Here is a 25486-nt window from a genome sequence, read left to right as displayed (position 1 = left end):
AGCCGGATCGGTCGTTCAGGGAGCCGGGACGGGTCCCGGGGGAGCAGGCGGGGCGGGGATCGGTGAAGGCTGAAGGTCGGTCGCCGGACCGGGAATGACCTGCACGGGCTTGTTCAGCGACGTCACCCACTGGGCCGGCTGGCCGAGCGCCCGGTACATGTCGAACTGGGCTCGATTGAACTCGGCGACAGCCGCCGAGTAGTTCTGGAAGGCCGTGTTGAGCACCTGCAAGGCCGCGACGACTTCCTGGGGGCGAACGACGAGGGTCAGCAACTCGCCGGCGGGGCGAGTGGTCTCGCGGAGGCCTACGAAATTCTTGTCCGCGGATTCAACGGCTTCCTTCAACTCGACCTCGGCTTCGGGAACGCGTCGGCTCGCCGTGTCGAGCCGAGCCATCGCCTGGGAGACCTCCGATCGCACGCGGTAGTAGATCCGCGTGACTTCGACCTCTTGCAGGTTGACCTCGGCCTTGCGCTGGCGGATGAGGCCGATGTTGCCGACGCCGCCGTTCGTGAGCTGCCAGTACATCGCAGTCGTCCAGTCGGCGCGGCCGCCGTAGGTCTGGAGCTGGTCGTGCACGCCGGCGTAGAATTGGCCGGCCGGCAAGGCCCCCGCCGACGACGTTCCGGGCGTCGCAATGACGAGGTTGGGGAGCAATGGTCGCATTTGCTCGCGCCGGAGCTGCTTCTCGGCGGCCAGGAGGAGTTGACGCTGCGAGGCGATTTCCGGACGCGACGCCAGCGCCACGCGGACGATGTCCTCGCCCACTTCTTCGGGGGGGATGACGACGACGCGGAGGAACGGCGGTTCGATCGGCTGCAACAGCGTTTCGGGAGGCAGCAGGAGACGCTCGGCCAGCCGTGCGGCGGAGGTTCGCCAATCGCGCAGAGTCGTCTGTCGGTACTGGCGGACGTCCTGAAGCTGGGCCCGAGCACGGTTGATTTCCAGGGGGGCGATCAGGCTCGGGGCCAGGCCCTCGGCGAACTTCAAGAGCTTCTCGGTTCGGACGATCGTGGCCTCGGCTCCTGCCAGACGGCCTCGCGATTCCTGGACGTCGAAGTAAAGTTGAGCGGTCGAAAAGAGGGCGTCGTTTCGCGCAGCCTGGAGATCGGCCCGACGTGAGCCGACGACCTGACGCGCGGCCAGCGGAGCGTAGACGGCGTCGGTAAGGTTGACGTTGAACGTCGGCCCGCCGCCGACCTGCAGGGCGTTGGTCCCCTTCTCGAAGCCTTGACCGGTGAACAGGTTCTGGTTGAAGCCGTCGTGACGGTAGTAGCCGACGCCGCCGTTGATGTTGGGGATCTTCAGGGCCCGGGCCTGGAGCAGCAGCGCCAGCGCCTGATTGACGCGGGCGGTCGCCGCCGCGATATCGAGCGGCCGCGCGCCAGCCAGCTGCATCGCGGCCGCTATATTGATGGGGACCCCCTCAGGGCCGGTCGTCGGGACCGCTTCGAGCGCCTGGGTGATGTCGGCGGTCAGGTTGGCGGCGGTGGCTGTGGTCAGACCGGGCGGTTCGGGAACGTCCAGCGCGCGAGGGGAGGCCGCCTCGATGGCAGCCTCCGAACGGGGAGTCAAACCCTCGGCCGATTGCCTCGGGAGCGCCTCGGGAAGTGGAGTCGTCTGGGCGGCGGCGACGGCCGAGATCAGAAGCATCCACGCTGGCGCGGACGTCGCGGCCAGGGTTCGCCGTATTCCTCGCATGAGCCGTCCTTTGCAGGAGTGCGTCCCGGGGAATCCTTCCCGAGGGGCGGATCGTCTCGCTCGACGCCCGTGACTTTCTTTATCGGTCTTCACGGAGCGTCCGGCCGTCTCCGATCCCGCGGCCGCCGTTCCGCCTCCTGAGCGACGCATTCATTCCCGTGAATCGAGCGATTCGTTTCCGTCGTCATGATCGCGACGGTCCGCCAGGACGCGAAATTGCGTCGAGAGCGACCCGCCGACTAGACTGGAACCCTTACAGCCGTTCCTGTCGCTTCGTCAACGGGGATGATGGGTGGGGGCGGGGACCGCTGAGTTTTCGGAGGAAAGATGGAGCGGACGGCGAATCGTAGCGGCTCTGCGTGGGTCTCAAGGGTGGTTGTCACGGCGTTGATGCTTGCCGGCGCGGCCCGGGCGCAAACGCCGACGGGGACGCTCGAAGACCCGGTCATCGACAGCGCCATGACCGAGGCCGAGGCTTTTGAGGGCCTGCGCGCCGGCTGTCCGCCCGAGGTTCGCGAAGCCCAGCGCCTGTTCGATGTCGTCTACTATGGCTTCGACGGCAAGGTCCACAAGGGCCAGATGGTCGCCCACAAAGATCTGGTCGACGACATCCGATACGCCTTCACGGTCGCGCTCAAGGAGAAGTTCCCAATCCGCTCGGCGATCCCGGTCTCGCACCCGAAGTTTCGCAAGGACGGCCTGTGGGACGACGACCTCTCCATGGAGGCCGACAACTCGTCGTGCTTCAACTATCGCCCCATCACGGGCGGCGGACGGATCTCCAACCACGGCTATGGCCGCGCGATTGATTTGAACACCCGAGAGAACCCGTACGTCAAGGGCCAGAAGGTCCTCCCCCCCGGCTCGCAATACGATCCGAAGGCTCCCGGAACGCTGACGCGAGAGCACCCCGTGACGCAGGCCTTCGTCTCCCGCGGCTGGACCTGGGCCGGCGACTGGAAGGCCCCCAGCCCCACCGACTATCAGCACTTCGAAAAGCCCCTTCCGAAGAACTGACGTTCCACTCAGGCAGCGGGTCGCTCGTGGATCGACTTGCTTGAAAGACGCGCAAGCCGGACGCGATAGAAGAGAATCGGCAGCAATAGGTCGATGACCTCGTCGGCGATGAGGAGGCCGCCAAGGACGGGGGCCGCCATGGGGCGGATGATCTCTCCGCCGACTCCGCCGGCCCAAAGCATCGGCGCGAGCCCCAGGACGATCGTCGCTTCGGTCAGGAGCTTGGGACGGAGCCGATGCACGGCTCCGTCCAGAACCGCCCGGCGCAAGCCGGGAGCGTCGAGGCGTTCGACGCCCCCGGCGCTCGCCACGGCGTCGCGGAGGTAGACGAGCATGATGACGCCGGTTGCGGTGGCCATGCCGAAGCAGGCGATGTAGCCGATCCAGATCGTGACCGAGAATCGAGCCCCGAACAGCCACTGGCAGACGACGCCTCCCGCCAGAGCGCCGGGGACGGCCAGCATCACGAGCGCTGCATCCGCAAGATCTCGATAGGTCGCCCAGAGCAGGCCGAAGATCAGGGCCAGGGCCACGGGGATGACGATGGTCAGCGTCCGTCGAGCGCGGGCCGCGTGTTCGAACTGGCCGGTCCATTCGACGAAGCATCCCTCCGGCAGCTTCACCCGATCTCGAACCGTTTGCCGGGCTTCCGCCACGAAGTCAGCGGCGTCGCGGTCGCGGACGTTGAGGCGTACATAGTTCCGCGGCAGGCCGTTCTCCCCCTTGATGGAGGCTGGGCCGTCGCGGACGACGACGTTGGCCACATCGGAGAGCGGGATCAGCCTGGGCGGCCCGGTGGAGCCCGGGGGGAGTGAACGGACGAGGATTGCGCGGATCGAGTCCTCGTCGATGCGGGCCTCTCGCGCGTAGCGGACCCGGATCGGAGTCCGCTCGGGGCCGGCGACGATCGTCGAGGCGATCGTCCCGCTCATGGCGGTCTCCACGACGCCGTTGATTTCGGCTACGGCGACGCCCAGCCGGGACGCGCGGTCGCGATCGGCGAGGACTTCGACGACCTCCTTGCCGCGGAGTGGATCCGCGACGACGTCGACGGCGCCACGGACGGTTTTGAGGACCTCGGCGATCTTCTGGGAGACCGTTACAACCTGATCGAGGTCGCGACCGAGGACCCTCACGCCGACCATCGTGTTGACGCCCGTCGAGAGCATGTCCACGCGGTTCTGGATCGGCATCGTCCAGACGTTCGTCCAGCCGGGCATCGGCACCGCGCGGTCAAGCTCTCCGCCGAACCCGATCAGGTCCTCGCGACGTTTCCGGCGGAGCGTTAGGTCGCTGCGGAGAGTCTCCGTCAGTTCCTCCTGAAGGGCGTCGATCGCGGGTTGAGGCGATAGGCCGGACGGCATCGTCGCCGTGCGCGACATCGCGTGTTCGGGGGTGGTCGACTGATGGTGGACGACCCCCAACGAGGAACGCCGCCGTTTCAGCTCGGCGATGTAAGCGGTCAACGCTGGATTGCGCGAGCCAGCGCGTTGCAGCGTCTCCTCGATCGCGAGCCGGGCGAGGAGTGCGGGACCGCGATCGCGAAGCTCGGCGTCGAGCGTCCGGACGTGCTCTCGCCACCGGAGCAGGGCCTCGTTGGAGAGCCCTGCCAACCGCCACGACGCCTCATCAAAGCCCGCCGAACGGAACAACTCGCGGTTGCGCTGATAGCAAAACTCGCGCAACTGGGCGTCGAGCAGAAGGACCGTCGACTCGGCGATCTCGTCGAGCGCGGCTGGCTCCTGGGGCGCAATCAAGCCGTCGCGAACCATCACGGCGGCGACGTCGGCCACGCGGCGGCGGACCTCGGCCGGGGCGATTGCGCGAGCCGGCCAGTATTCCTGAGGGTGGAACTCCACCATGGTCTCGATCATGTCGAGCGGAGCAGGGTCGGTCGGCGTCTCGGCGCGCCCGAGCTTGCCGACGACCATCGCGACCTCGGGGAATCGGCAGAGGATCATGTCACGAGCTTTGAGGTCGTCGACGCCCTGGGTGATTGACATCCGCGGAACAGAGATCGGCATGTCCATGACCATCCCCTCGTCCAGCGGCGTGAGGAATTCCCGGCCCAGCGGCTCGATCGTCGAATCGGCGACCAGTGCGACGAGCGTCAGCGTGAGCATTCCCAGCGGCCGCCCGACAAGGCTGGAGGAAGTCAGCCCCACCGCGAGCATCCCCCCCGCAAGGGCCGTCAGGAAGAGCCATTGAGACCCTACCGCGGCCGAGGCGACGACGAACGTCGAACCGAGGATCCAGAGCAAGGGGGCGGGACGGTCGATCAGCCGATCCAGAACCGGCCGATAGACCTCGACGATCCCCTGGACGAGCCGGCTCGCGGACTCTCCGCGCACCCGCCCGCGAACGAGCATCGAGGAGAGTGCCGGGACGAGCGTGACCGCCAGGATCGCGCAGGCCGACATCGCCAGAGTCTTCGTCGCGGCCAGCGGTCGAAACATCCGTCCTTCCAGGCCTCCCAACACGAAGACCGGCAGAAACGAGACCAGCATCACGAGGATCGAGTAGACGATCGGCCGCCCGACCTGACGGCACGCGTTGAAGACGATCTCCGACGTATCTCCTCGAACCCGTTGGTCGCCAAAGCGTTGATGGAGCGAATGCAGCACGTTCTCAGTCATCACGATCGAGGAGTCAACCAGGACGCCGATCGAGATGGCCAGGCCGGCCAGCGACATCGCATTCGTTTGGACGTCCGCGACGCCCAGGCGGCGAAACAGTTCCAGCGCCCCGAATGAAGCAAGCACCGCGATCGGAGCCGTCAGCGCGACGGCCAGAGCGGCCCTCAGGTGCTTGAGGACCAGGACGACGCACAGGGACGCTGCCAGCATCGCCTCGACGATTGTGCCGGAGACCGTCTCGACGGCGCCCAGGATCAACGGCGTCCGATCGTACATCGGGATGATCCGCACGCCCGACGGCAGCCCAGCGGCCAACTCGCGGACCTTCGCCTTGAGTCGACGGGTCAACTCCAGAGGGTTTTCCCCATTGGCCATCAGCACCACGCCGCCTACGACCTCCACGCCGTCCTTCTCGAGGGCTCCTCGACGTGGTTGGGGGCCGAGCGAGACCGAGGCGACGTCCTCCAGTGCGACCGTCCGGGCGTCGAGCGTCGGGACGATCAGGCGGCGGAGATCCTCAAGGGCCTGGTCCGGATCGAACTGGCCGTCGCGTTGGCCGAGCCAGTTCGACGACCGGACGACTTTTTCGGCGTTCGCCTGGTGCAGAACGCCGCCGCCGCTCGCACCGTTGCCCGCGCCAACGGCCTGGACGAGATCGGCCAGGGCGACCTTGTGGAGCCGCAGCCGAATCGGATCGGCCTCGACTTGAAATTCAGCCGCCATCCCGCCGACGCTGGCGACCTCAGCCACACCCGTCACGGCGGCCAGTTGTGGTTTGACGTACCAGTCCTGGATCGCGCGGAGGCGTCCCAGGTCGAGGCTTCCTCCCTCGATCGTGTACCAGAAGATCTGCCCCGTCGCCGGCGCGTCCGGGGCGAGCCGAGGGACGACGCCTGTCGGGAGGCGGTCGCGAGCGTCGGACGAAGCCAGGCGGTCGGCGAGCCGCCGGCGAGCCGTCGCGACGTCGACCGAGTCGTCGAAGATAACCCAGAGCGTCGATGCTCCGAAGTCGCTCGACGACCGGATCGTCTTCACACCCCTCACGCCGTTCAGGTCGCGGCCGACGGGAGTCGTGACTTGCTGATCGATCTCCGAAGGGCCGTGCCCCGGCCATTCGGCGTGGACGATCACCTGATTTTCGGACAGGTCGGGAATCGCGTCCACCGGCGCGACCCAGGCCGCATACGCTCCCCACGCGGCCGTCGTGCAGGCGGCCAGCAGCACCAGGACTCGGTTGCGGATGGACCAGCCGATGATCCGGTCGATCACGGTCGTCGCTCCGTGCTCGCGGACGGAAGTTTCGAGAGATACTTCTCAGGGTTCGTTTCGGCAGCCGGGGTGCAGCCTTCGCAGCAGAGGAAGACGGCTCGCCCCGAGACGACGACCTTCGGCGGCGTTCCCATCGACCCGAGAGGTTTGCCCGTGACGGGGCAGATCTTCTGAGCGAGGGCGAGCGCTCGGTCGGTTTCGGCCAGCTCGCGGAGCCATGCCGGCTCGGTCGGTGCGTCAGTTTTTGCGATGGTGGACGACGGCTTCGCAACTGAGGCCGTCTCGCCTGCACCGAAGTAGCCGGCGGCGAGACTTGGGTCGAGCCTCGTTTCGGCGTCCAGCAAGATTCCACCCTGAGCGACGACCCGGTCGCCAGGTCCAAGGCCGGAGGCCACGGGAATCATCGCCCCGCAGCGAGGGCCTAGCGCGACGGACTTCGCCTCGAACATCCCTTCGCCTCGATCGACGAAGACGAACGACCGTCCCCCCTCGCCGCTGATCGCGGCTGATGCGGGGATCGCCAAGACCCGGCCCGGCGGTCGGTATGAGACGACCCGAGGAACGAGGGCCATCCCCTGGCAGGCCTCGCACTTCGCCCCGCCTCGATCGGCGGTCGTCTCGGGGTGCATGGGGCACCACCATCGCACACGCTGATCCTCGCGGAGAGGCCGCTCCATGAGATCCGACCCGTCGCGCGGACATCGGCCGGGGGCGTCGCGGACGACGTCGGCGTGTTCCATGCAGGTGAAAAGCCGCCGGGGTTCGCCGACCATGAGGGCGGGGGGCGTCGACGGCTGGTTTCGGAAGGGATCGACCTGCTCGATGGGGTAGGCGGCCTTGATCCGGACTGAATCGCCCGACCGAAGCGAACCGGCTTCCTCAGTCGAAACGACGACCTTGCCGACGGCCCCCGCCTCGACGCTCGTCGGGGATTGTACGACCCGGCCCATCGCCGGAGCCTGGCCGTCGCCGTCGATTCTCGCGATCTCAACGACCCGGCCCGGCGCAAGCCACCGGAGTTCGCGCGCGAAGGCTTCGGCCTGGATCCGAACTCCATCCTTTCCGGCTTCGGTCACGGTCCCGGGAAGGTCGACCGTCCTGGCGAGCGGGGCGTATTCCGCCGTCGCCGTTTGGATTCCGCCCAACCAGAGGCGATAGGGAGTCATCTGCATCCGCGCCATGACGCCGTCAGGCAGGGGAGCGGCGTCGCCGCGCTTGCGGCGGACGAGGGTCATGTTGCAGGCGGGGCATTTGGAGGGCCAGTCCGAGAGGACGCCCGGATCCATCGGGCAGAAAAACTCCGTATCCGAGGAGGTCGCCGCCTCGGCGGGAGGCTTCGTCCAGAGTCGGTTCCAGGAGGATCGAATCGCATCCCAGCCGGCGACGACCGCGAAGACCGCCGCGAACACCGCCAGGAACCGAAGCCTTGCCGCCGCGATTCGCCAGAGCCCGCGAAGGCCATGAAGCGGCCGAACACCATCGATCTGATCGTTTATTGCGGCCATCGGAACGCCGTCCTTCATGGGCGGTCGCGGTCTGAGCCCGGCGGCGCCCCGTGATCGCCGTCGTCCATTTTGTGCTCCCAGTGGAGCATGCGGTCGAAGTCCTCCTGTCGAAAGACCCACAGCGGGTCCTGGCCGACGATGACGTAGCGGGCCTCAACCGTCTCTTTCGGTTCTCCGAGGACCAATCGGACTGCGAACGGCCGGGCCTTGCCGACCGTCATCAGCGGGCCCTCGATCTCGTATTCGATCAGGGGGCGGTCGGCTCTCGCGGAGTCGACGACGCCGACCATCGGGTTGGAGCCGACCTGAATTCCCGACACGCGGCGTCCAGCTTTCCACTCATTGAGCGAGGTCGTCAGGGCGGCCTTCGAGGAGTTCAGGTCCGGAAGCGGGAGATCGGCGATTCCAGAGGCTGTATCACGGCAACCGGCCGCGAGGATCACCAGCGCCGAGAGGGCCAGCGAGCGGCTTGTTCGATTCCTTGCCATCGGTACATTTCCTCAACCCGTGAGGAGTTAGTATATCGGTTGTTCCTGATCAGGGTCCACGATAGAATCCAATGGATCCATGGGGGCTATCAAGGCTCTCCCTCACTTCCTGAGAGTCGAGTCGTCATGTCTCGCCGCAGGGTTCTCCAGTCCGTTCGATCTCTCTGGCTCGCGGCCATGCTGGCGGGAGCGTTGAGTGGGTCGACCACGGCGCAGGCCGGCTGCGGGAGGCATGATCGTTCAGACGTCCCGGTGCGGGGCCGCGGTCTTGAGTTCCTCGGGGCCGTCGAAGACGGCGAGGCCGAGGCACTGGGCTCCTCCGCGCCTGGCGGGAGCGATCGCCCATGTTCCGGCCCGTCATGCTCGCGGAGATCGGAGGCTCCGACGCCTGCTCCATCGCCGCCGTCGCGCACGGTCGTCAGTGAGGGCGTCCTCCGGCAGTCGGAAGCGCCCGTCGGTGCTGGTTCGACATCCCCATCCGCCCCGTCTCGCTTGAAGCCTCACCAGACTCCTGAGTCCGACCAGCCCGAGCGTCCTCCTCGTCCCTGATCTCCTCCATCGTTGTTCGCACCTTGGCTGAGGAGTCGGTCGAGGTCGGCTCATGGATCCCAGGACCTGAGGGGGAGATCGGTCATGTCCTCGTCGCGCCGCGCCTTTACGCTGATTGAATTGCTCGTGGTCATCGCGATCATCGCCGTTTTGATCGGGCTCCTGCTGCCGGCCGTTCAGGCGGCGCGAGAGGCGGCGAGGCGATCTCAATGCGTCAACAACCTGAAGCAGATCGGCCTGGCGTGCCACAACTATGTGAGCACGTACCAGGTCTTGCCTTTTGGAAAGGGACTCTGCTACGGCGCAGGAGCGGGTTGCACGAACACCTATCCGGGAGCCGCTGCATATGCCCGCTGGTCGGTCCACAGCCAGATCCTGCAGTACATCGAGCAGGGCAACCTCTACAACAGCATCAACTTCAACATCCCTCCCGAGACGCCCGGCATGGCCGGCGACGTCGCGTTCATGCCTGCCTATCAGAACACGAACCGTGAGAATGCGACGTCCTCGTTGAGTCAGGTCGCCGTTTTCCTGTGCCCGTCGGACGGGAACAGCGGCTTGCTCTCCCAGTGGCCTGGCGGCAACAGCTACCTGGGGAACCTTCAGACCTGGGCGTGCGACCTCAGCGAGAATTACCCCTCGACCGTCGTGCCCTCCGAGCAGCAGCAGGGGATTTTCTATTACCAGAGCGCGGTCCGCCTGGCGAGCATCACGGATGGACTTAGCAATACCTGTTTCTTTAGCGAGAAGATTCGGGGCTCTGATACGAATGATCGCGATGCGCGCTCGGATTCGTTGATCATGTCCGGGACGATCAACCCGACGCCGAGCGGGATGGACGCGACCTATCTGCAGTGCCAGGCCTTGAGCCCTCAGACTTCGCTTCGTCTGACGCGTCGCCAGGGGATGAGCTGGGTCATGGGAGAGATGTGCTGCACGGCATACAACCACGTCGCCCCGCCGAACGGCAAGACGTGCGCCGGGACGGGGTACCCCGGCACGATGGCCAATATGCCTATGCAGGTTCCCCCGTCGAGCCAGCACCCGGGCGGGGTCAGCATGCTCATGGGGGATGGCACGGTCCGATTCATCAAGAACAGCGTCTCCCTGTCGACGTGGCGAGCCGTCGGCACCCGCGCCGGCGGCGAAGTGGTGAGCGCCGATTCGTTCTGAGGGCGAGCGCGCCGATGACTCCGATCCGTTTTCCTCGCATCGCGGCTCTTGGCTTGGCCGTGACTCTCCTGGCCGCTTGCGCGTCCTGCGGCGGACCGTCCATGAATCCGGGGGCCGACCAGGCCCGCACTGCGCTTGAGGCTGCGTTGGAGGCCTGGCGCGCAGGAGAAAAGCCCGGCCTCATCCCCGGGACCGACCCTCCCGTCCAGGCCGTCGACAACGATTGGACCAACGGCCGCAAGTTGGTTGCTTTCGAGATTCTGCGCGAACAACCGTCGGATTCCGACAAGCGATTCGTCGTGAAGCTCACCCACGCCGCCCCAGCCGCGACAGTTGAAACCGTGTACATCGTCCTCGGCGTCAGCCCCATCGCGGTCTTCCGCGAGGACGATTACCACCGCACTCTCAACATGGACAACAACCCGACGACGAAGCGAAAGCGCCACTGAGCCTCCGGTGGTTCGAGCGTGAAGCGCAGCCCGGTGGTGCGATTCTTCGGGCGAATCGACGCTCAGTGATTGGTGGCGTCGAGGCGTCTCGTCGGTTATCCTCGCGCGTCCCGAAAGCGGCCTCTCTCCGGCCTTCCGTCTGGCCGCTCATCGTTTGAGGAGGCCCCATGAGAGTCTGCGCCGCGTTTTCAGCCGCCCTCGTCCTCGTCTGGCTGGGGTCGACGTCGAGTTACGCTCAGGGGTACGCGCCCGACGTCGCTGCGGCGAAGATGATCGTGCCCGACGGCCTGGCCGTGAACCTCTACGCGTCCGAGCCGAACGTCCGCCAACCGATCCTCCTCAAGTCCGACGACCGTGGACGGATCTGGACCGTCCAGTACCTCCAGTATCCGAACCCCGCCGGCCTCACGCGCGTGAAGGTCGATCGCTACTCGCGGACGGTCTACGACCGGGTTCCCGAGCCGCCGCCGAAAGGCCCTCGCGGGGCGGACCGGATCACGATCTGCGAGGACACGGACGGCGACGGCCGCGCCGATCGGTTCAAGGATTTCGTCGACGGCCTGAATCTCTGCACCGGGCTCGAATTCGCCCGGGACGGCGTCTACGTCCTCCAGGCTCCCTACCTGCTGTTCTACCCCGACCGGAACCGCGACGACGTCTCTGACGGCGACCCCGAGGTCGTCCTCGCCGGGTTCGGGCTCGAGGACGCGCAGTCGTTGGTCAATCACCTGACGTGGGGACCCGACGGCTGGCTCTATGGGGCGACCGGCAGCACGGTGACCAACGTCGTCCGAGGCGTCGAGTTCCAGCAGGCCGTCTGGCGCGTCCATCCGGCCTCCCGCGAGTTCGAGCTGTTCTGCGAGGGAGGCGGCAATCTCTACGGCCTGACCTTCGACGCCGAGGGGACGTTGTTCTTCTCGTCGAACGGCGTGGACCTCGCCTACCACGCTGTCCAGGGAGGCTATTACCGGAAGAACTTCGGCAAGCACGGGCCGTTGCACAACCTGCACACGTATGGGTTCTTCGAGCACCTTCCCTACGATCGCCCCGTCGCCGGTCCGCGCCCCGGCGGCACGATCTACCTTGGCCAGGCTCTCCCGGCTTCCTACCGCGGCGCTCTCCTCTGTAGCGACTTCCTCCAGCACTCAGCATCGTACTGGGAGTTGGTTCGGCGGGGATCGACCTTCGAGGCTCAATACGGCGGGCTTCTCCTCAATTCCCGCGACAACTGGTTCTGCGCCCCGGATCTCTGCCAGGGGATCGATGGGGCTGTCTACGTCTGCGACTTTCACGACCGCCGGACCGCCCACCCCGATCCCGACGCCCAGTGGGACCGCAGCAACGGCCGAATCTACCGAATCACGGCCAAGGAGGGAGGGCGGGGGTGTTCTCAGTCGCTCGACCTGACGAAGCGAAGCGGAGCCGAACTCATTGGTCTGACTCGCCGAGCCGACGGCCCGGCCGCCACGGCGATTCGCCTTGAGCTGGCCGCGCGGCGCGATCCGACGATCCGCCCGGCGTTGCTGGAGATGTCGCGTCAGACCGACGATCCGCTCGCCGCTCTTCGCGGACTCTGGGCTCTCAATGCAGTCGGCGGGTTCAACGACGACTCGGCCGCCGATTTGCTCAGGCATCCGGCCGAAGCCGTTCGCGCCTGGACGGTTCGTCTCCTGGGAGACAGTCGTCGCGTCTCGCCGTCGTCGGCGTCGCGGCTTGCGGAGATGGCAGGTTCTGATCCATCGGCGTCGGTCCGTCTCCAACTCGCCGCCACTGCGCGACGACTCCCGGGCGAACAGGGGCTGCCCATCCTCGAAAGCCTACTTCGACGCGGGGCCGACCGTGACGACGCCTACATTCCCTTGATGATCTGGTGGGGCCTTGAGGCGAAGGCGATGACCGACGCAGACCGTCTGGTCCGCACCTTCCGCGAGCCATCGGCCTGGGCCGACGCGGTCTATCGCGAGAACGCCCTGCGGCTGACTCGCCGCTACGCCGCCGAGGGGACGCAGACGGGATACGACGCCTGCACGAGACTGCTGGCGTCCTCCCCCGAGATGTACCGGGCCGCTGCGCTCGACGCCGTCGATCATGGTCTGGCGGAACGCTCGACGTCCCTGGGAGGCATGGGGACGGCTGGACTCTTCGGGACTCTCGCCGCGCCTGAGCCGTCGGAGGTTCCCGGCGCCAGGGCGTTCGAGCCGATCTCCGCCGCACTGGCTGAGGCGATCGATTCCGCCTGGCGTGCGACGCCGACGGATTTGGCGAGGCTCCGCCTGGCGATGCGTGCCGACCGACCGGGTGCCGTGGCGTTCGCGCGAGCCGAGGCCGCGGAGCCGAACACACCACCGGCTCGGCGGGTTGCATTGCTGGGACTTCTGGCCGAATTCGGCGACCCCGAATCCGCGAGCCTTGCCTTCGCCGCGCTGTCAGCCCAGCAACCCGAGGTCCAGTCCGCGGCGCTCGACGTTCTTGCCCGGTTCGGCGATGATCGCACCGCAGCGGTGCTCGTCGATCGCTACAAGACCGCCGGTGCACCGCTCCGAGCAAGGCTCCGTACGGTGATGCTTGGCCGTCCGGTCTGGGCCCGCGTCCTGCTCGGCGAAGTCGAGTCCGGGGCGATCCCGACGTCGGATTTCGCCCTCGCCGAACTCCGTCAGGTCTCCCTCCACAACGACTCGGTCCTGGACGCCCTGGTCCGCAAGCACTGGGGGAGCGTCAAGGCCGGCACGCCCGAGGACAAGCTCGCCGAGATTCGACGCCTCAGCAACGACCTCCGCGCTGGGCTCGGCGATCACGAACGCGGCCGGGCGTTGTTCGCCAAGAACTGCGCAAGCTGCCACAAACTCTTCGGCGAAGGGGGCGAGGTCGGCCCGGATCTGACCGGCGTCGCCCGCGAGGATTCGGCCTCCCTTTTGGCCAGCCTGGTCGACCCGAGCGCGGTGATCCGCGCCCAGTTCCTCCAGTACGCCGCCGCGACTCGCGACGGCCGCGTCCTGTCCGGAGTGATCGCGGCGCAAGACGGAGCGAGCGTGACGCTCGTCGATTCCCAGAACACCCGCGTCGTTCTGCGGCGGGAGGAGATCGAGGAGCTTCGCGAACTCCCCGTCTCAATCATGCCCGAGGGGCTCCTCAAGCCGCTCGGCCCGCAAGAGGTCCGCGACCTGTTCCGCTATCTCCAATCCCGGCCCGAGGACGCGTCTCGGGCCGCAGCCCCCGCGAGGTGAGACGCCCATGACGATTCCAGAATCGGTCCGCGTGCTCGCGGGATTCCTGACACTCGGCCTCGCCCTGGCCGCAGTCGCACCGGCCCGTGCTCAGGATCGCTCCACGCGCGTCTACGAGAACCGGCTTACGCCGATCGCATCGCCGCGTCCGATCCTCGCCGACCATCCCGAGTTCATCGAGCCCGTCCGCGAGGTCGCGCGATTCGAGGCGCCCGCGATCGTGCAGGACGAGGGGGCTGACCTTTCGGTCCGCGCCTGGCGGTTCTCATACAACGCCCGGGGGATCATCGAGACGCCCAACCGCCTCCGCGCAGCCGACACAGCCGTGATCATGGTCCACCCCTGGGGGATCGACGACGGCCAGGGATGGAAGACTCCCGAGCCCGCCGGCGTTTGCGACTTCTGCACCCCGGTCAAGAACGGCCTCGCCGCTCGGCACACGCGCGAGGTGGTCGACCCGTTCCTCAAGTCGCTGCGCGGCAAGGCGGCCTTCGTCATGTACAGCCTGCCTGGTCCTGCCGATCCGATTCGCACGAAGGCCTACCGCTCGTTCAACCACACGCCGACCCCAGAGGAACGTGCCCAGGGGCTGAAGGAGCTGAAGGAGAAACTCGCCTCGATCCCCTACACGGGCGAGCCCTTGCCGACGTCGCTGACGCTCTCAACGGACCGGCCGGTGATCGACTACTTCCTCCAGTTCCGCGGCCTCGATCCCGGCCCGCGTTACAACGGCCCCGACTTCTGGAAGATGCCGATCCCGATCACGACGGACGTCGACGCCCACCCCGACGACGTCGTCGTGTTCGACGCGGAAGGGTACGCGCCGCTGCGTGACTTCCTCGCGAAGCATGGGGTCCGCCACGTTCTCCTGACCGGTTATGCGACCGACATGTGCTACCGCAAGACCACCGCGGGCTTTGAGAATCTCTCCAAGGACTTCGACGTCTTCCTCGTCGGCGACGCCAGCCTGGCGACCTTCCCCGGCAACGACTCACCCAGGTTCGCCACCAACGCCGCCCTCTCGTTCGCGGCGCTCGATCAACTCGTCACCCAGATTTCGTGGATCAAGCTCGACTCCGCCGATCAGCCGAAGCCGAAGTCCACGGGGGTGAAGCCATGAACCGAGATCTGCTCGCCACCCGACGGGATTTCCTTGCGACGGCTGCGGCGGGCTTCGCCGCCGCCTCTTGCGCGCCTGCTGCGGTCGCTCAACCCTCGGCGGATCGCGCCCTGATCGCGATCACGCTCGACCTGGAGATGGCCCGCAACTTCCCCAGGCGCGAGGACGTACACTGGGACTATGAGAAGGGGAATCTCAACGCCGAGGCGAAGGCTTATGCGGTCGAGGCCGGCCGCCGCGTCAAGGCTGCGGGCGGCGTGATCCATTACTTCGCCGTCGGCCAGCTCTTCGAGCAGGAGGACGTCCGCTGGCTTGAGCGTCTGGCCGCCGACGGTCATCCCATCGGCAACCACACTTACGACCACGTCTACCTGCTCGCGACGCGGCCGGATGAGGTCCAGTTCCGCTTCAAGCGGGCTCCCTGGTTGATCGAGGGGAAGACGCCGGCGGAGGCGATCCGGGACAACGTCCGGCTGGGGGCCGCCGCGATGAAATCCCGACTTGGGATCGCTCCGGCCGGCTTCCGCGCGCCGGGAGGTTTCGCCGGAGGTCTCCGCGATCGCCCCGACGTCCGCCGGATGCTGCTCAACGAGGGATACACCTGGGTCAGCACCATGTATCCGGCTCACAAACCGGCCAGTCCCGGCGAGCCCCCCGACGACGTTCTAGCCGACATCGTTCGGGCGCAGCCCGCCGCTCAGCCGTTCGTCTACCCTGACGGTCTGATCGAGGTCCCCATGAGCCCGATCAGCGACATCGGCGCGTTCCGGACCGGCCAATGGCCGTTGGAGTCATTCCTCCGGGCCGTCCGTCTGGGCGTCGACTGGGCCATCGAGAACCGAGCCGTCTACGACCTCCTCTCGCACCCATCCTGCCTGTACGTCGTCGACCCAGAGTTCCGCACGATCGACCTGATCTGCGAACTCGTCCGTAAAGCCGGCGACCGCGCCGCGATCGTCGGCCTCGACGCCCTCGCGACACGGGCAAGACGATAGGACGGATTGAGGAGGAACGGCAGTCGCCGAAGGTAGGTCAGGCGAAGTAAGCTTCGCCCGAGAAGAGCGGGGTTTGACGGCCCCCGTCGGCCGGAGTCGGACAGTGTCGAAAATGCCCCCGGTAGGACTCGAACCTACAACGCGCTGATTAAGAGTCAGAAGACGGATTGCCGTAATAGCCTATCTGTAAGGCGCTTGCGTCTCGCCTCCTCGAATCTTGCCCATCTATTGCCCGACGACACTCGTCCGATAGATCACGACCTACTCTCGGTCGTCGAAGTCTGGCCGGATCTCCCGAAGGCCGTACGCGCCGGCATCCTGGCGATTGTTCGCGGCACGCTCGATTGAGTGGTACAGGATCGGAGCGCTTAGCTCGACCTACACCTTGCGAGTTTCTCGGCCGACCGCCTGAGGAGCCCAGGCGGCGATCATCACTCGAAAGTCTGCGGCCACTATCGGATTCTCTATCCTTAACCCTCGCCCCTCCGAACAGCACGCATTAAAGCATGATTTGATGCGTGCAAGCGTGTATAGAATCCCTCTCGAGGCCCAACACTCACCTGGCCATGATTCGTAACAAGAAGAGAATTTCGATTTGTAGTTTCCGAACGGCAGTGGACTCTCTTGCGCCAGGTTCGCCTGTCGAAGGTCTGCCGTCGGAACCGAGAGGGCAGAATATGTCGCGATCGGGGCGACCTCCACGTCTTGAGCTCGTTCTCGATGGAATGCCGATCGAGATCAATGGACAGGGCCATGCCGCACCCACGTAGCACAGGAAGTTCGGGCCGGGCTCCGATGAGTCCGACACCTATAGCCGATCTCCTCGTTCATACCTATTACGCCGATCACGGGCGCACACTCAACAGCTCTAAATCCGTTCCCACGACTTCCTTGGTGGCTCCCAATTAGGGTTTCAGATTGGCATGCAGTAGTCCCAGATCAACATCTAGATGAGTAACCGCATACCCCGGAGCCGAAGTCGAGAGTGCATCATGCCTAACAAAGTCGAGCATCCGAGCGCCGAGACCCTTGCGAGCTACAGTCGCGGGTCGTTGGACTCGATTCTCCTCGGAGCGATCACCGCACACTTGGCCGATTGCCAGGAGTGCCGATGTCGCTGCACTCCTCTCTCCACCTCCCCTGGCGTCGTGGCCCCGCGGGCTCAAAGCGGCACTCCGATCCCTCCCGATCTGGCGCTGCATCCGGACTACAAGATCATCCGAGAGTTGGGGCGAGGCGGCATGGGGGTGGTCTATTTGGCCGAGAACATCTTCATGGGACGCAAAGAGGTCCTCAAGGTGGTTGGCGCTCACCTCGTGAAGCAGAAAACGGTGATGGACCGATTCCTTCAGGAAATTCGGGCCGCCGCCCAACTCCATCATCCGAACATCGTGACCGCCTTCAGCGCCTCTCGCCTTGGCGAGAGCATCATCTTCGCCATGGAGTACGTCGAGGGATGCGACCTCTCCAGGCTCGTAGAAGCCAAGGGGCGGCTGGACGTACCGATCGCCTGCAATTTCATCCGGCAGGCCGCCCACGGTCTTCAGCACGCGTATGAGCGCGGAATGGTCCATCGCGACGTCAAGCCCAGCAATTTAATGGTCGCTCGCGAGGGGCGACGCCCGACAATCAAGATTCTCGACTTCGGCCTGGCGAAGGTTTCTAGCGAGGCCGACATCGATAGCGGACCGACGCAGCAGTGCGGGATGATGGGTACGCCTGAGTACGTCGCCCCGGAGCAGACGAAGGACGCCCTGAAAACCGACATTCGAGCCGACGTCTATAGCCTGGGCTGCACCTTCTACTGCCTTCTGGCCGGACGTCCCCCCTTCTCCGGCAGCCTTCACGAGATCCTCAGCGCACACCATTCAGTGCAGGCGAAACCGCTCAATGAGATGCGTCCCGACGTCCCCCCGGCGTTGGCAGCCCTGGTCGCGAGGATGATGGCCAAGAGTCCGGCCGACCGCTTCCAGACCCCCGCCGAGGTGGCCGCGGCTCTCGCTCCAATCATGAAGGAAGTCGCGGCCAAGTCGGGCGAGAGGGCCGTGACGCATCAATCGCCCACAGGCGGAGCGACGATCATCGAAGCCCCCCCCTTCGGATCGCAGTCTTCTCTGGGCGGGATGACTCTGGTCGAACGGCCTAGCCCCCCGCCTGGTGGGAGGACCATTCTCGAACAGTCAGCCGACGCGTTTAGTCCGCCGCGGGAAGGAATGACCGTTCTCGAAGCTGCGCCGTTCGTCTCGCGGAATCCACTCGGCTCCCCGACCATCCTTGAACCACCCACCTCGGGAGAGCAGCCCGAGGAACCGGAAGACTCGTCAGAAGCGTCTGGGCACGGAAGGCTGAGGCTTATTGGAGCGGCCGCTGCGTGTTTGATGGTGGTCGTCGTGCCGGCGGGACTTTACCTGGGTCGGACAGCAACGCCGCCGGTGGCTCGGAAGGCGACCAAAACGCCGCCAAACGCGATCGCGTCGACTCTTGCGAGGACAGTCGGACCGATGCTGGCGAAGACAGACGCTCCACCACGCGAACCGGCAGCGGTCGCGCAGCCGGCCCCGAGACCGAAGCTCAACGACGAGTCTCGAATCGTCGACGCGAGCCAAGAAAACGCACCCCTCCCGTTCCGGACGCCTCCTCCAACATCGAACCTCTCGACGTCGGTCTCGGAGCCCTCCTTCATCGAAGCCACGAAACCTGCCGCGACCGCGACAACCACTCCGACGCCCGCGATCGACGCGGCGTCATCGTCGCCGTTGGCTACCGCCGGTTCGCCCGACCCGGGGAACGAGATCAAGAATCCCGTGAGCCTGAGCCGCCTCCAAGATGAGATGAGTGATTTCGACGGTCGTGAAATAGAGATCGCCGACATCCTGCTGATCGGCCGCGTTCCCTTCGAAAGATCGACGAAGTACCCCGGCGGGATCGGAGTCAGGATCGACACCAAGGAAGGCTACAACGTCAGCCTGGGCCGGGGGTACTTCGACTATCATCGAAATGGCGGCAAGTCCGAGGTTAAACTCCTGGTCGATCAAATGATGGCGTCGATCTACGAGCAGGAGATCGCGGAATTAAAACTCCGCGGTGATGGCAAGCCCGAGGTTCCGACCGTCGTTCGGATTCACGTCCACGCACCGAAGACTGGCGGCGACGCCATCCTGACGATCGTCGCCATGGAAGTTCTCTTGGGATACGACAAGGTCCGACTCGCCGCTGGCGAACTCGACCGAAATTTCGTTGCTATCGAGGCGTCAGGCGACAATGGCTACAGCGGTTACGTCGATGGAGCGAAATGGGTCGAACGGCTTGGCGGCGAGAAGTTCGTCTCCACGATTCGGAGCAAGGTGAAGAAGGCCCGATCATACGCCGCCGCCGACCGACGCGCGGCGGCGTTCGACAGATTCTTCAGTCAAGTCGCCGCGGCGTCCGCTCGGATCGTGAGGCAGAACCAGGCCGAATACGACGCCCGAATCCGGGCCTTGCAGAGGGGCCGATGATCCACAACGAAGTCACGCCCCGAATTCAACAGCGGGAGGTCCGATTGATGTGGAAGCCTTTGAGCCTGGCCGTCCTCATACTTCTGAGCGCCGCCACGTCAGGACGTGCCCAGGTCCTCGTCCTTGAACCGGGTTCTACCCCCGAGGGTGACTATCTGCGCGGCTTGGGTTTCGCCGAACTGGCACGCGGGCTCGGGGCGAAGTCTTCTGCGCAGGCGGAGTCCATCCACCTCAACACCTGGATTCGTTTCAATGAGTACGTCGCCGCGTCCTTGGCCATGCAGAATTACCTTAACGCCATCCACCGCCACCAACTGCAGATGCAGCGGTTGGAGAACTACCGCAAGATCCACGACCGCATCCTCAACTCGCCGGAGGCACGCGACGTGGACACGGGGGATGCGCTCAACGAGATCCTTGAGAAGATGAACTCCGGTGTGAACTCGGAGTCCGTTCACAGCACCCCGGCGATCGGCCTGACCGTCGACGAGGTTCGCAGGCTCCCGTTCAAGGTGGCGGGGCTAGGGGCTCAGAGCTTCTCGATGAGGCGCCTGGTCCTCCGCCAGCGAGGCAAATGGCCCCTGGCGTTCCAGGACCCCCGCTTCGACGGCGTCCGGAAGGACTACGAGGACGCGCTGGCGAATGTCCTGGAGCAGGAGGTTGAGGGCGCGACGAGTATCGCGGCCATCGACAGGCTTTCCGCGGCCGTCAAGAACATGGGGACCGACCTCGAACGAGCGTTTCGCGATCGCCCCAACGATCGGCGCAACATCGAGGGCGCTCAGCGCATCCGCGAGTTGGAGAGTACGGTCGAGATGCTCAAGACCCACAGACTCCAACTCGCCCTGCACGATCTCGACCATTACTCCGGCACGACGGTCAACGATCTGCGGCAATACATGCGGAACCACAACCTTCAGTTCGGTGCCGCGGTCACCCCCGAAGAGAAGGCGATTTTCCCGGAGATTTACTCCAGGCTTCGCACCCATTATGAAATGGTCAAGAATCCCGAAGCCGAAGGCCAGCCCGCCCCGGTCCACCCCTGATCTATTCCCGGAGCATCCCTGTGGCCAGGAAAGCCGGAATCGCCGCTGGAGCTCTTGTCTACGTGATAGTTTCTTGCTGGTTCGTTGGGACACTCGGGCAGGTGCATAGGATTGGCTTGAAGGAGGCGGCGGCCCAGCCGGAGCCGCAGCGAGAGGGTTCCGCCGCCCTTCCTGCCGATCAGCCCGATCGTTCCAATTCTCTCGAGCCCGCCCCGCCGCCGATCCGTGTCGCCCCTGCGAGCGAGCCAGTCCCGGTCCCGGACCTGGCGACGAAATCGGTTGCGACGACCCAGCCCCTTGCAGAGGCCCCCGTCGTCGCTACTCCGGAAACGCAGCCTCCTGCCGAGACCAAAGCCGTCGACGCCTCGCCTGCACCCGCCCCCCCCGACGCTGCACCCAAAGCCGGCGACTCAACCTTGGATGCGAAGGCACCAATCGGTTTGGAGTCGATCAACCCATATTTCGCCTCGCGCGAAGCCAAGCGTAAGTGGGATTTGGATCAATTAACCGCCGACCAGGAATTGGAGTTGGGAAGAGAACTCAACCGCATGGTGATGCAATCTCAGTTGACTCGTCGATTCCAAAACGAGGACATGGAACGCAGATTGATGGAAGCCGCGGAGCCCATCCTGAAGAACTGCGAGAGAAAGGATGTTCGATACCGCTTTAACATCCTTGATTCGGACGCGGTCAACGCCTTCTCCCATCCAGGCGGCTACGTGTACGTTACGCGAGGCCTGATGAACTGGGCCAGCGAGGACCAGGATTACGTCCTGCAGTTTGCGCTGGCGCATGAGATCCATCATGTCGATCGAGGCGACGCGATTCGATGCCTGCGAACGCCTGCCTTGAAGGACCTGCCCTACGGGACGGGCGAGCTTTTCCTGATGTTCATTTTCCCTCGCAGCTATGGCGAGACGCTGGAGTTCGAGGCCGACGACTGGGCATTGCAACAACTCAAGAGGCTTTATTCCACACGTCGGGAGTGCCTCGCATTTCTGACGAACTTCGACCGATATGCGGGTGCGAACGGATTCCTTTCGGGCGATGTCAGGCCGGAGGACGAGCCTGACACCCCGCTATTTGAGTTGCATTATCGGGCTCTGCCGAGCGCGGCGGAACGACTCAAGCGGCTCAAGGACAAATTGCCCGCTCAGGCAGCTGAGAAGGCCGGCTGAGGACCGACGCCGTTAGTGTTTCGCAATGCGGCGATGAGACCGACGAGACCCGTCGCCATAAGCGTCAAGGCCGCGCAATCCGCGGGCATTCCCATCTGGTGAGTCGCCGCGGGGAAGATCCGCTCTGCGACAGGCTTCGCTGCCGAATCCGCGAGGACGAGCCCTTCGAAGGCCCAACGAGTCGGTGACAACGCAGCCGCGGGCCTGAGAATTGCGGGAAGGTCGGGGAGCATCGGGACGAGTCCCCCCAGGGACGCCATCGCAGCGACAAGCCCGATCGTGGCGGCAGCCTGCGGTCCTGTCCCTACAGGCACGCAAGACTTGATCAAGGCTGCGGCCGCGGCTCCTACGAATCCGGCGAGGGCGAGGATGATTAGAGCCGAAGGAAGCGCGGAGGGAGCCCCCAGGACCCCGAGCAGCGCGGCCTGAACGACGATCGACCCGACAACCCCCGCTAGGGCCCACGGTCCAGATACGCCCATTTGGCTGAGAGCGAGCACGTCTAGCGCCCCCAGCGCCGGTGCCGCCAATGCAAGGATGAACGGAGCGGTGAACCCTCCACCGTCCGCCAGTCTCGCACCAAGGCCGGCCAGCATCGGAGCGGCGGCGATTCCAGCCGCGAGTATCGCCATCTTGCTCTGGCCGATAGCCGACGTCTCGGCGGCCTTAACGGACAGCGATGGAGCGACCGTGGGCGGAACGGTCCCAAGAACACCGGACGTCGGCTGAGACGCGATCACTAGTGGGAGCGAGCCCCAAGAATCCTGTGTGAGCCGGAATCGGCTTGATCCCAGACTTAGGACGCCTTGGCGCGGTATGACGGTTGGCTTCTTAACCGGGACGTCATCGATGAACGTCCCATTCGCCGACCCGAGGTCTTCGACCATGACTTCGCCGCCGACCCTGGCGAGCCGAGCGTGTCTCGTGGAGACGTTCGGTAGAGCCACGGTGATATCGCAGTCAATCCCGCGACCGACGACGGCGGAATCCCCTTTAAGACTCAGATACCTCTCGGTCGAGGCGGCGGTCATCGACAGATCGGCGAACACCGGGGCAAGGTCGAGTTGATGGCTCGCCAAATGGACAATATCCGAGGCCGTGATCGCGACCCTATCGGCCCCCGCGAGCCGGTTGCCATTGACGTAAGTTCCGTTGCGCGAATCAAGATCCTGCAGGTAAACGACATCTCCTTCGCGGATCGCCTGGCAATGACGCCCCGAAACCGAAGGGACTGTTACCACAACATCGCATTCCGGTCTCGATCCGACGATCAGTGAGGTCTTCATTGTCGCAAGGCTCTCAATAGGCCGCATGGCGGCTCGTTCGTTACCCCGGCAATCACATGAAGTTCTAATCCATCGCCCGTTCGATGCTTTAGAGCGCCGACCGATCGGATTGCCCTGAATACAATGGAGGGTAGTCAGGAGGTGCATCGTGCGACCCTACTCTCAAGATCTTCGCGAGCGAATCCTGGCGACAGTGGCGGCTGGCGAGAGTTCCTTAGTTCCTTGCGTGAGATCGCCGCGCGGTTCCTCGTCGACGTCTCCACGATCGTTCGGCTCCTGAAGCGGTATCGCCAGACCGGCTCGGTCGATCCCAGGCCGCACGCCGGCGGACGTCGCCCTGTTCTTGGCGGCGACGACCTCAAGCGGCTCTGGGGGCTGGTCCGCGAGCAACCCGACGCCACCCTGGACGAACTCCGCGACCGCCTGGGCGTCGACTGCGGTCGCACGACCGTGGCGCGGGCGTTGAAGAGATTGAGGATCACCCGCAAGAAGACGGTCCTCCACGACGCCCAACGCGACACGCCCGAGGGTCGCGAGAGACGCACGGCGTTCCTCGAGGCGGCGGCGGGCGTCGACCCGAGGCGCCTCGTCTTCGTGGATGAGACCGGGGCGAACACGTCGATGACGCGGGCCTACGGCCGCGCCCCCGAGGGGGGGCGAGTGGAGGCGGCGGCCCCACGGTCGTGGACGACGCTGACGCTGATCTGCGACCTGCGATTCCGTGGCGCGACGGCCCCGTTCGTGTTCCGGGGGGCGACCGACGCCGCCGCATTCGAGACTTACGCGGAGAAGGTCCTGGCCCCGCGGCTGCATCGCGGCGACGTCGTGATCTGGGACAACGTGTCGCCGCATAAGGCGGCCGCGGTGCTGAAGGCCGTCCACCGAGCCGGAGCGGAGGTCATCCCGCTGCCCACCTCGAGTCCCGACTTCTCGCCGATCGAGGAGATGTTCTCGAAGCTGAAGGGCGAGCTGAGGTCGGCCGCGGCCCGCTCGACTGACGCCGTGATCGACGCGATCGGCGACGCCTTGCGCAAGCATCATCACACCGCAAGACATCGTCGGCTGGTTCAATTCCCGCACAATGTACGCGATGCGATAGGTCGGCGCTCTAGTAGCCGTCGGCAAAGGATCAGCAACCACAGGCGACTCAACGGCCCGGAGTTTTGCTGTCAGCAGAAATACTGCCTTGACAGGCACTTAAGGGCGAGATTGGGCGAGTTTCACTGCCACCCCTTAATTCCTTCGGGCGGCCTCTCTCCCTAAGTCATTTGCTCGCATGATGTTAAAGTGCCCCCCGTAGGACTCGAACCTACAACCCGCTGATTAAGAGTCAGCTGCTCTGCCAATTGAGCTAGGAGGGCGATGGCAGGTGGGATTGATAGGAACATGATGCCGAGTCGTCGTCCCATTTTCAAGGGGGTGGCGGGGCGGAAATTGGAAATCGCGTTCGAGAATCGGGAGGCTGGGCGGCTGGGGCTCGTGATTTGTAGGATTGCGATGCGGGGAGGACTATAATTCGACAAGAGGCGGTGGAAGCGGGGCGGCAACGGACGCGCTCGGGGGGCTGGCGGATGCGGAAGGATTTGGACGACGTCATCCAGGGGTGGCCCTACGATCCCGAGCCGGGGGAGGTGCTGGCTCGTGAGATCCGCGCCCGGGACGGTCGCAACGTCCTGCAGATCCGGATTGAGCTGGGGGTGCTTCAACTGGAGGTCGCCGGTCGTCCGGACGGCTCCCGGCCGCATGGGGCGACGACCTATCTGGACTACCTCCGCTACCATGCCGCCAACCGAGGGACCAGCGAGAGTCCGGGCTCGAACTGGGTGATGTCGCAGCACCATTGCGTCGAGGCTGACCGCGAGTTCGTCCAGTTCTATCACCGTCGGATGGCCTGGCTCTCGCTCCGCCGTTACGAACTGGCCATCCGCGATTCCGACCACACCCTGGCCCTCATGGACTTCGTCCGAAAGCACGGGGCCGACGAGGATTACATCGCCTCACACGAGCAGTTCCGCGGGCTTGTGCAGTTCCACAAGGCCCAGGCGCAGGCGGCCATGGCCCTGGAGCGGCGACGGCCCGAAGAGGCCATCGACGCCCTCCGCGACGGCGTTGAGAGGATCGCTCTGCACCAGCGGACCTGGTGGGAGGAACGCGATGCGACCGAATCCCCCAACCCGTCGCTCATCGAACAACTCCGCTTGAACGAGCAGGAAATTCGTCGCAACTACGCTGTGGAAAAGACTTTGCGAGAGCAGCTCGATGAGGCCGTGGCCCGCGAGGACTACGAAGCGGCCGCTCGCATTCGGGACCAGATCCGCGCCCAGCAGGCCAAAAGTCGACGCTGATCTCTTAC

General features: G+C 65.3%; 16 protein-coding genes and 1 tRNA gene. 11 read left to right on the top strand and 6 right to left on the bottom strand.

The window, feature by feature from the left end; translation table 11 throughout:
- Positions 1 to 15: 15 nt before the first annotated feature.
- Complete coding sequence (locus G5C50_RS06000) at positions 16 to 1701, bottom strand: TolC family protein (RefSeq protein ID WP_165066436.1); 1686 nt, start codon at positions 1699 to 1701, stop codon at positions 16 to 18.
- Positions 1702 to 2028: 327 nt separating this feature from the next.
- Here G5C50_RS06000 and G5C50_RS05995 point away from each other — a divergent pair, with 327 nt between their 5' ends.
- Positions 2029 to 2718, top strand: coding sequence for a M15 family metallopeptidase (locus tag G5C50_RS05995; RefSeq protein WP_165066433.1), 690 nt, complete (start codon positions 2029 to 2031; stop codon positions 2716 to 2718).
- An 8-nt stretch (positions 2719 to 2726) separates the two neighbouring features.
- Here G5C50_RS05995 and G5C50_RS05990 read toward each other — a convergent pair whose 3' ends face one another.
- From G5C50_RS05990 to G5C50_RS05980, 3 genes are read right to left on the bottom strand one after another with little or no spacing between them, the layout of a single operon-like run.
- Positions 2727 to 6623, bottom strand: a complete 3897-nt coding sequence (locus G5C50_RS05990) for an efflux RND transporter permease subunit (protein ID WP_165066430.1) — start codon at positions 6621 to 6623, stop codon at positions 2727 to 2729.
- Positions 6620 to 8128, bottom strand: a complete 1509-nt coding sequence (locus G5C50_RS05985; RefSeq protein ID WP_165066427.1) for a heavy metal-binding domain-containing protein — start codon at positions 8126 to 8128, stop codon at positions 6620 to 6622. The genes G5C50_RS05990 and G5C50_RS05985 overlap by 4 nt, the downstream gene beginning before the upstream one ends.
- Before the next feature lie 14 nt (positions 8129 to 8142).
- Entirely contained in the window at positions 8143 to 8616 is a 474-nt protein-coding gene (locus tag G5C50_RS05980; RefSeq protein WP_165066424.1) for a hypothetical protein, read from the bottom strand.
- A 633-nt stretch (positions 8617 to 9249) separates the two neighbouring features.
- Between G5C50_RS05980 and G5C50_RS05975 the strand changes: the two genes are divergently transcribed.
- From G5C50_RS05975 to G5C50_RS05940, 8 genes are all read left to right on the top strand, one after another.
- The gene (locus tag G5C50_RS05975; protein WP_165066421.1) at positions 9250 to 10338 is read left to right on the top strand and encodes a DUF1559 domain-containing protein; all 1089 of its coding nucleotides are present in this window, start codon (positions 9250 to 9252) and stop codon (positions 10336 to 10338) included.
- 14 nt (positions 10339 to 10352) lie between these two features.
- A complete protein-coding gene (locus tag G5C50_RS05970) occupies positions 10353 to 10787 on the top strand; it encodes a hypothetical protein (protein ID WP_165066418.1) in 435 nt (144 codons plus the stop codon).
- Positions 10788 to 10954: 167 nt separating this feature from the next.
- The gene (locus G5C50_RS05965; protein WP_165066415.1) at positions 10955 to 14011 is read left to right on the top strand and encodes a PVC-type heme-binding CxxCH protein; all 3057 of its coding nucleotides are present in this window, start codon (positions 10955 to 10957) and stop codon (positions 14009 to 14011) included.
- A 7-nt stretch (positions 14012 to 14018) separates the two neighbouring features.
- Positions 14019 to 15131, top strand: a complete 1113-nt coding sequence (locus G5C50_RS05960; protein WP_165066412.1) for a cysteine hydrolase family protein — start codon at positions 14019 to 14021, stop codon at positions 15129 to 15131.
- Positions 15128 to 16126, top strand: coding sequence for a polysaccharide deacetylase family protein (locus G5C50_RS05955; RefSeq protein ID WP_165066410.1), 999 nt, complete (start codon positions 15128 to 15130; stop codon positions 16124 to 16126). Before G5C50_RS05960 ends, G5C50_RS05955 begins: the two co-directional genes overlap by 4 nt.
- A 992-nt stretch (positions 16127 to 17118) precedes the next feature.
- On the top strand, positions 17119 to 19623 hold the full coding sequence (locus G5C50_RS05950; RefSeq protein WP_165066407.1) for a serine/threonine protein kinase: 2505 nt from the start codon (positions 17119 to 17121) through the stop codon (positions 19621 to 19623).
- 47 nt (positions 19624 to 19670) lie between these two features.
- Entirely contained in the window at positions 19671 to 20669 is a 999-nt protein-coding gene (locus G5C50_RS05945) for a hypothetical protein (RefSeq protein ID WP_165066404.1), read from the top strand.
- Positions 20670 to 20785: 116 nt separating this feature from the next.
- Entirely contained in the window at positions 20786 to 21847 is a 1062-nt protein-coding gene (locus G5C50_RS05940) for a M48 family metalloprotease (RefSeq protein WP_165066401.1), read from the top strand.
- Here G5C50_RS05940 and G5C50_RS05935 read toward each other — a convergent pair.
- Positions 21823 to 23133: an FHA domain-containing protein gene (locus G5C50_RS05935; RefSeq protein WP_206107593.1), complete on the bottom strand. Its 1311-nt coding sequence runs from the start codon at positions 23131 to 23133 to the stop codon at positions 21823 to 21825. The two genes, G5C50_RS05940 and G5C50_RS05935, sit on opposite strands and share 25 nt — an antisense overlap.
- Positions 23134 to 23355: 222 nt before the next feature.
- Here G5C50_RS05935 and G5C50_RS05930 point away from each other — a divergent pair, with 222 nt between their 5' ends.
- Positions 23356 to 24396, top strand: coding sequence for an IS630 family transposase (locus G5C50_RS05930; RefSeq protein WP_165066396.1), 1041 nt, complete (start codon positions 23356 to 23358; stop codon positions 24394 to 24396).
- 25 nt (positions 24397 to 24421) lie between these two features.
- Here G5C50_RS05930 and G5C50_RS05925 read toward each other — a convergent pair.
- Positions 24422 to 24494, bottom strand: a tRNA-Lys gene (locus G5C50_RS05925).
- Between the two features lie 210 nt (positions 24495 to 24704).
- On the opposite strand from G5C50_RS05925, the gene G5C50_RS05920 reads away from it, so the two are divergent.
- Positions 24705 to 25478, top strand: a complete 774-nt coding sequence (locus tag G5C50_RS05920; protein ID WP_165066393.1) for a UvrB/UvrC motif-containing protein — start codon at positions 24705 to 24707, stop codon at positions 25476 to 25478.
- Positions 25479 to 25486 lie beyond the last annotated feature (8 nt).

Source organism: Paludisphaera rhizosphaerae (assembly GCF_011065895.1).
Lineage (GTDB): Bacteria > Planctomycetota > Planctomycetia > Isosphaerales > Isosphaeraceae > Paludisphaera > Paludisphaera rhizosphaerae.
Note: the sequence above shows the minus strand (reverse complement) of the source record. Positions and strands in the feature narration are given on the sequence as shown.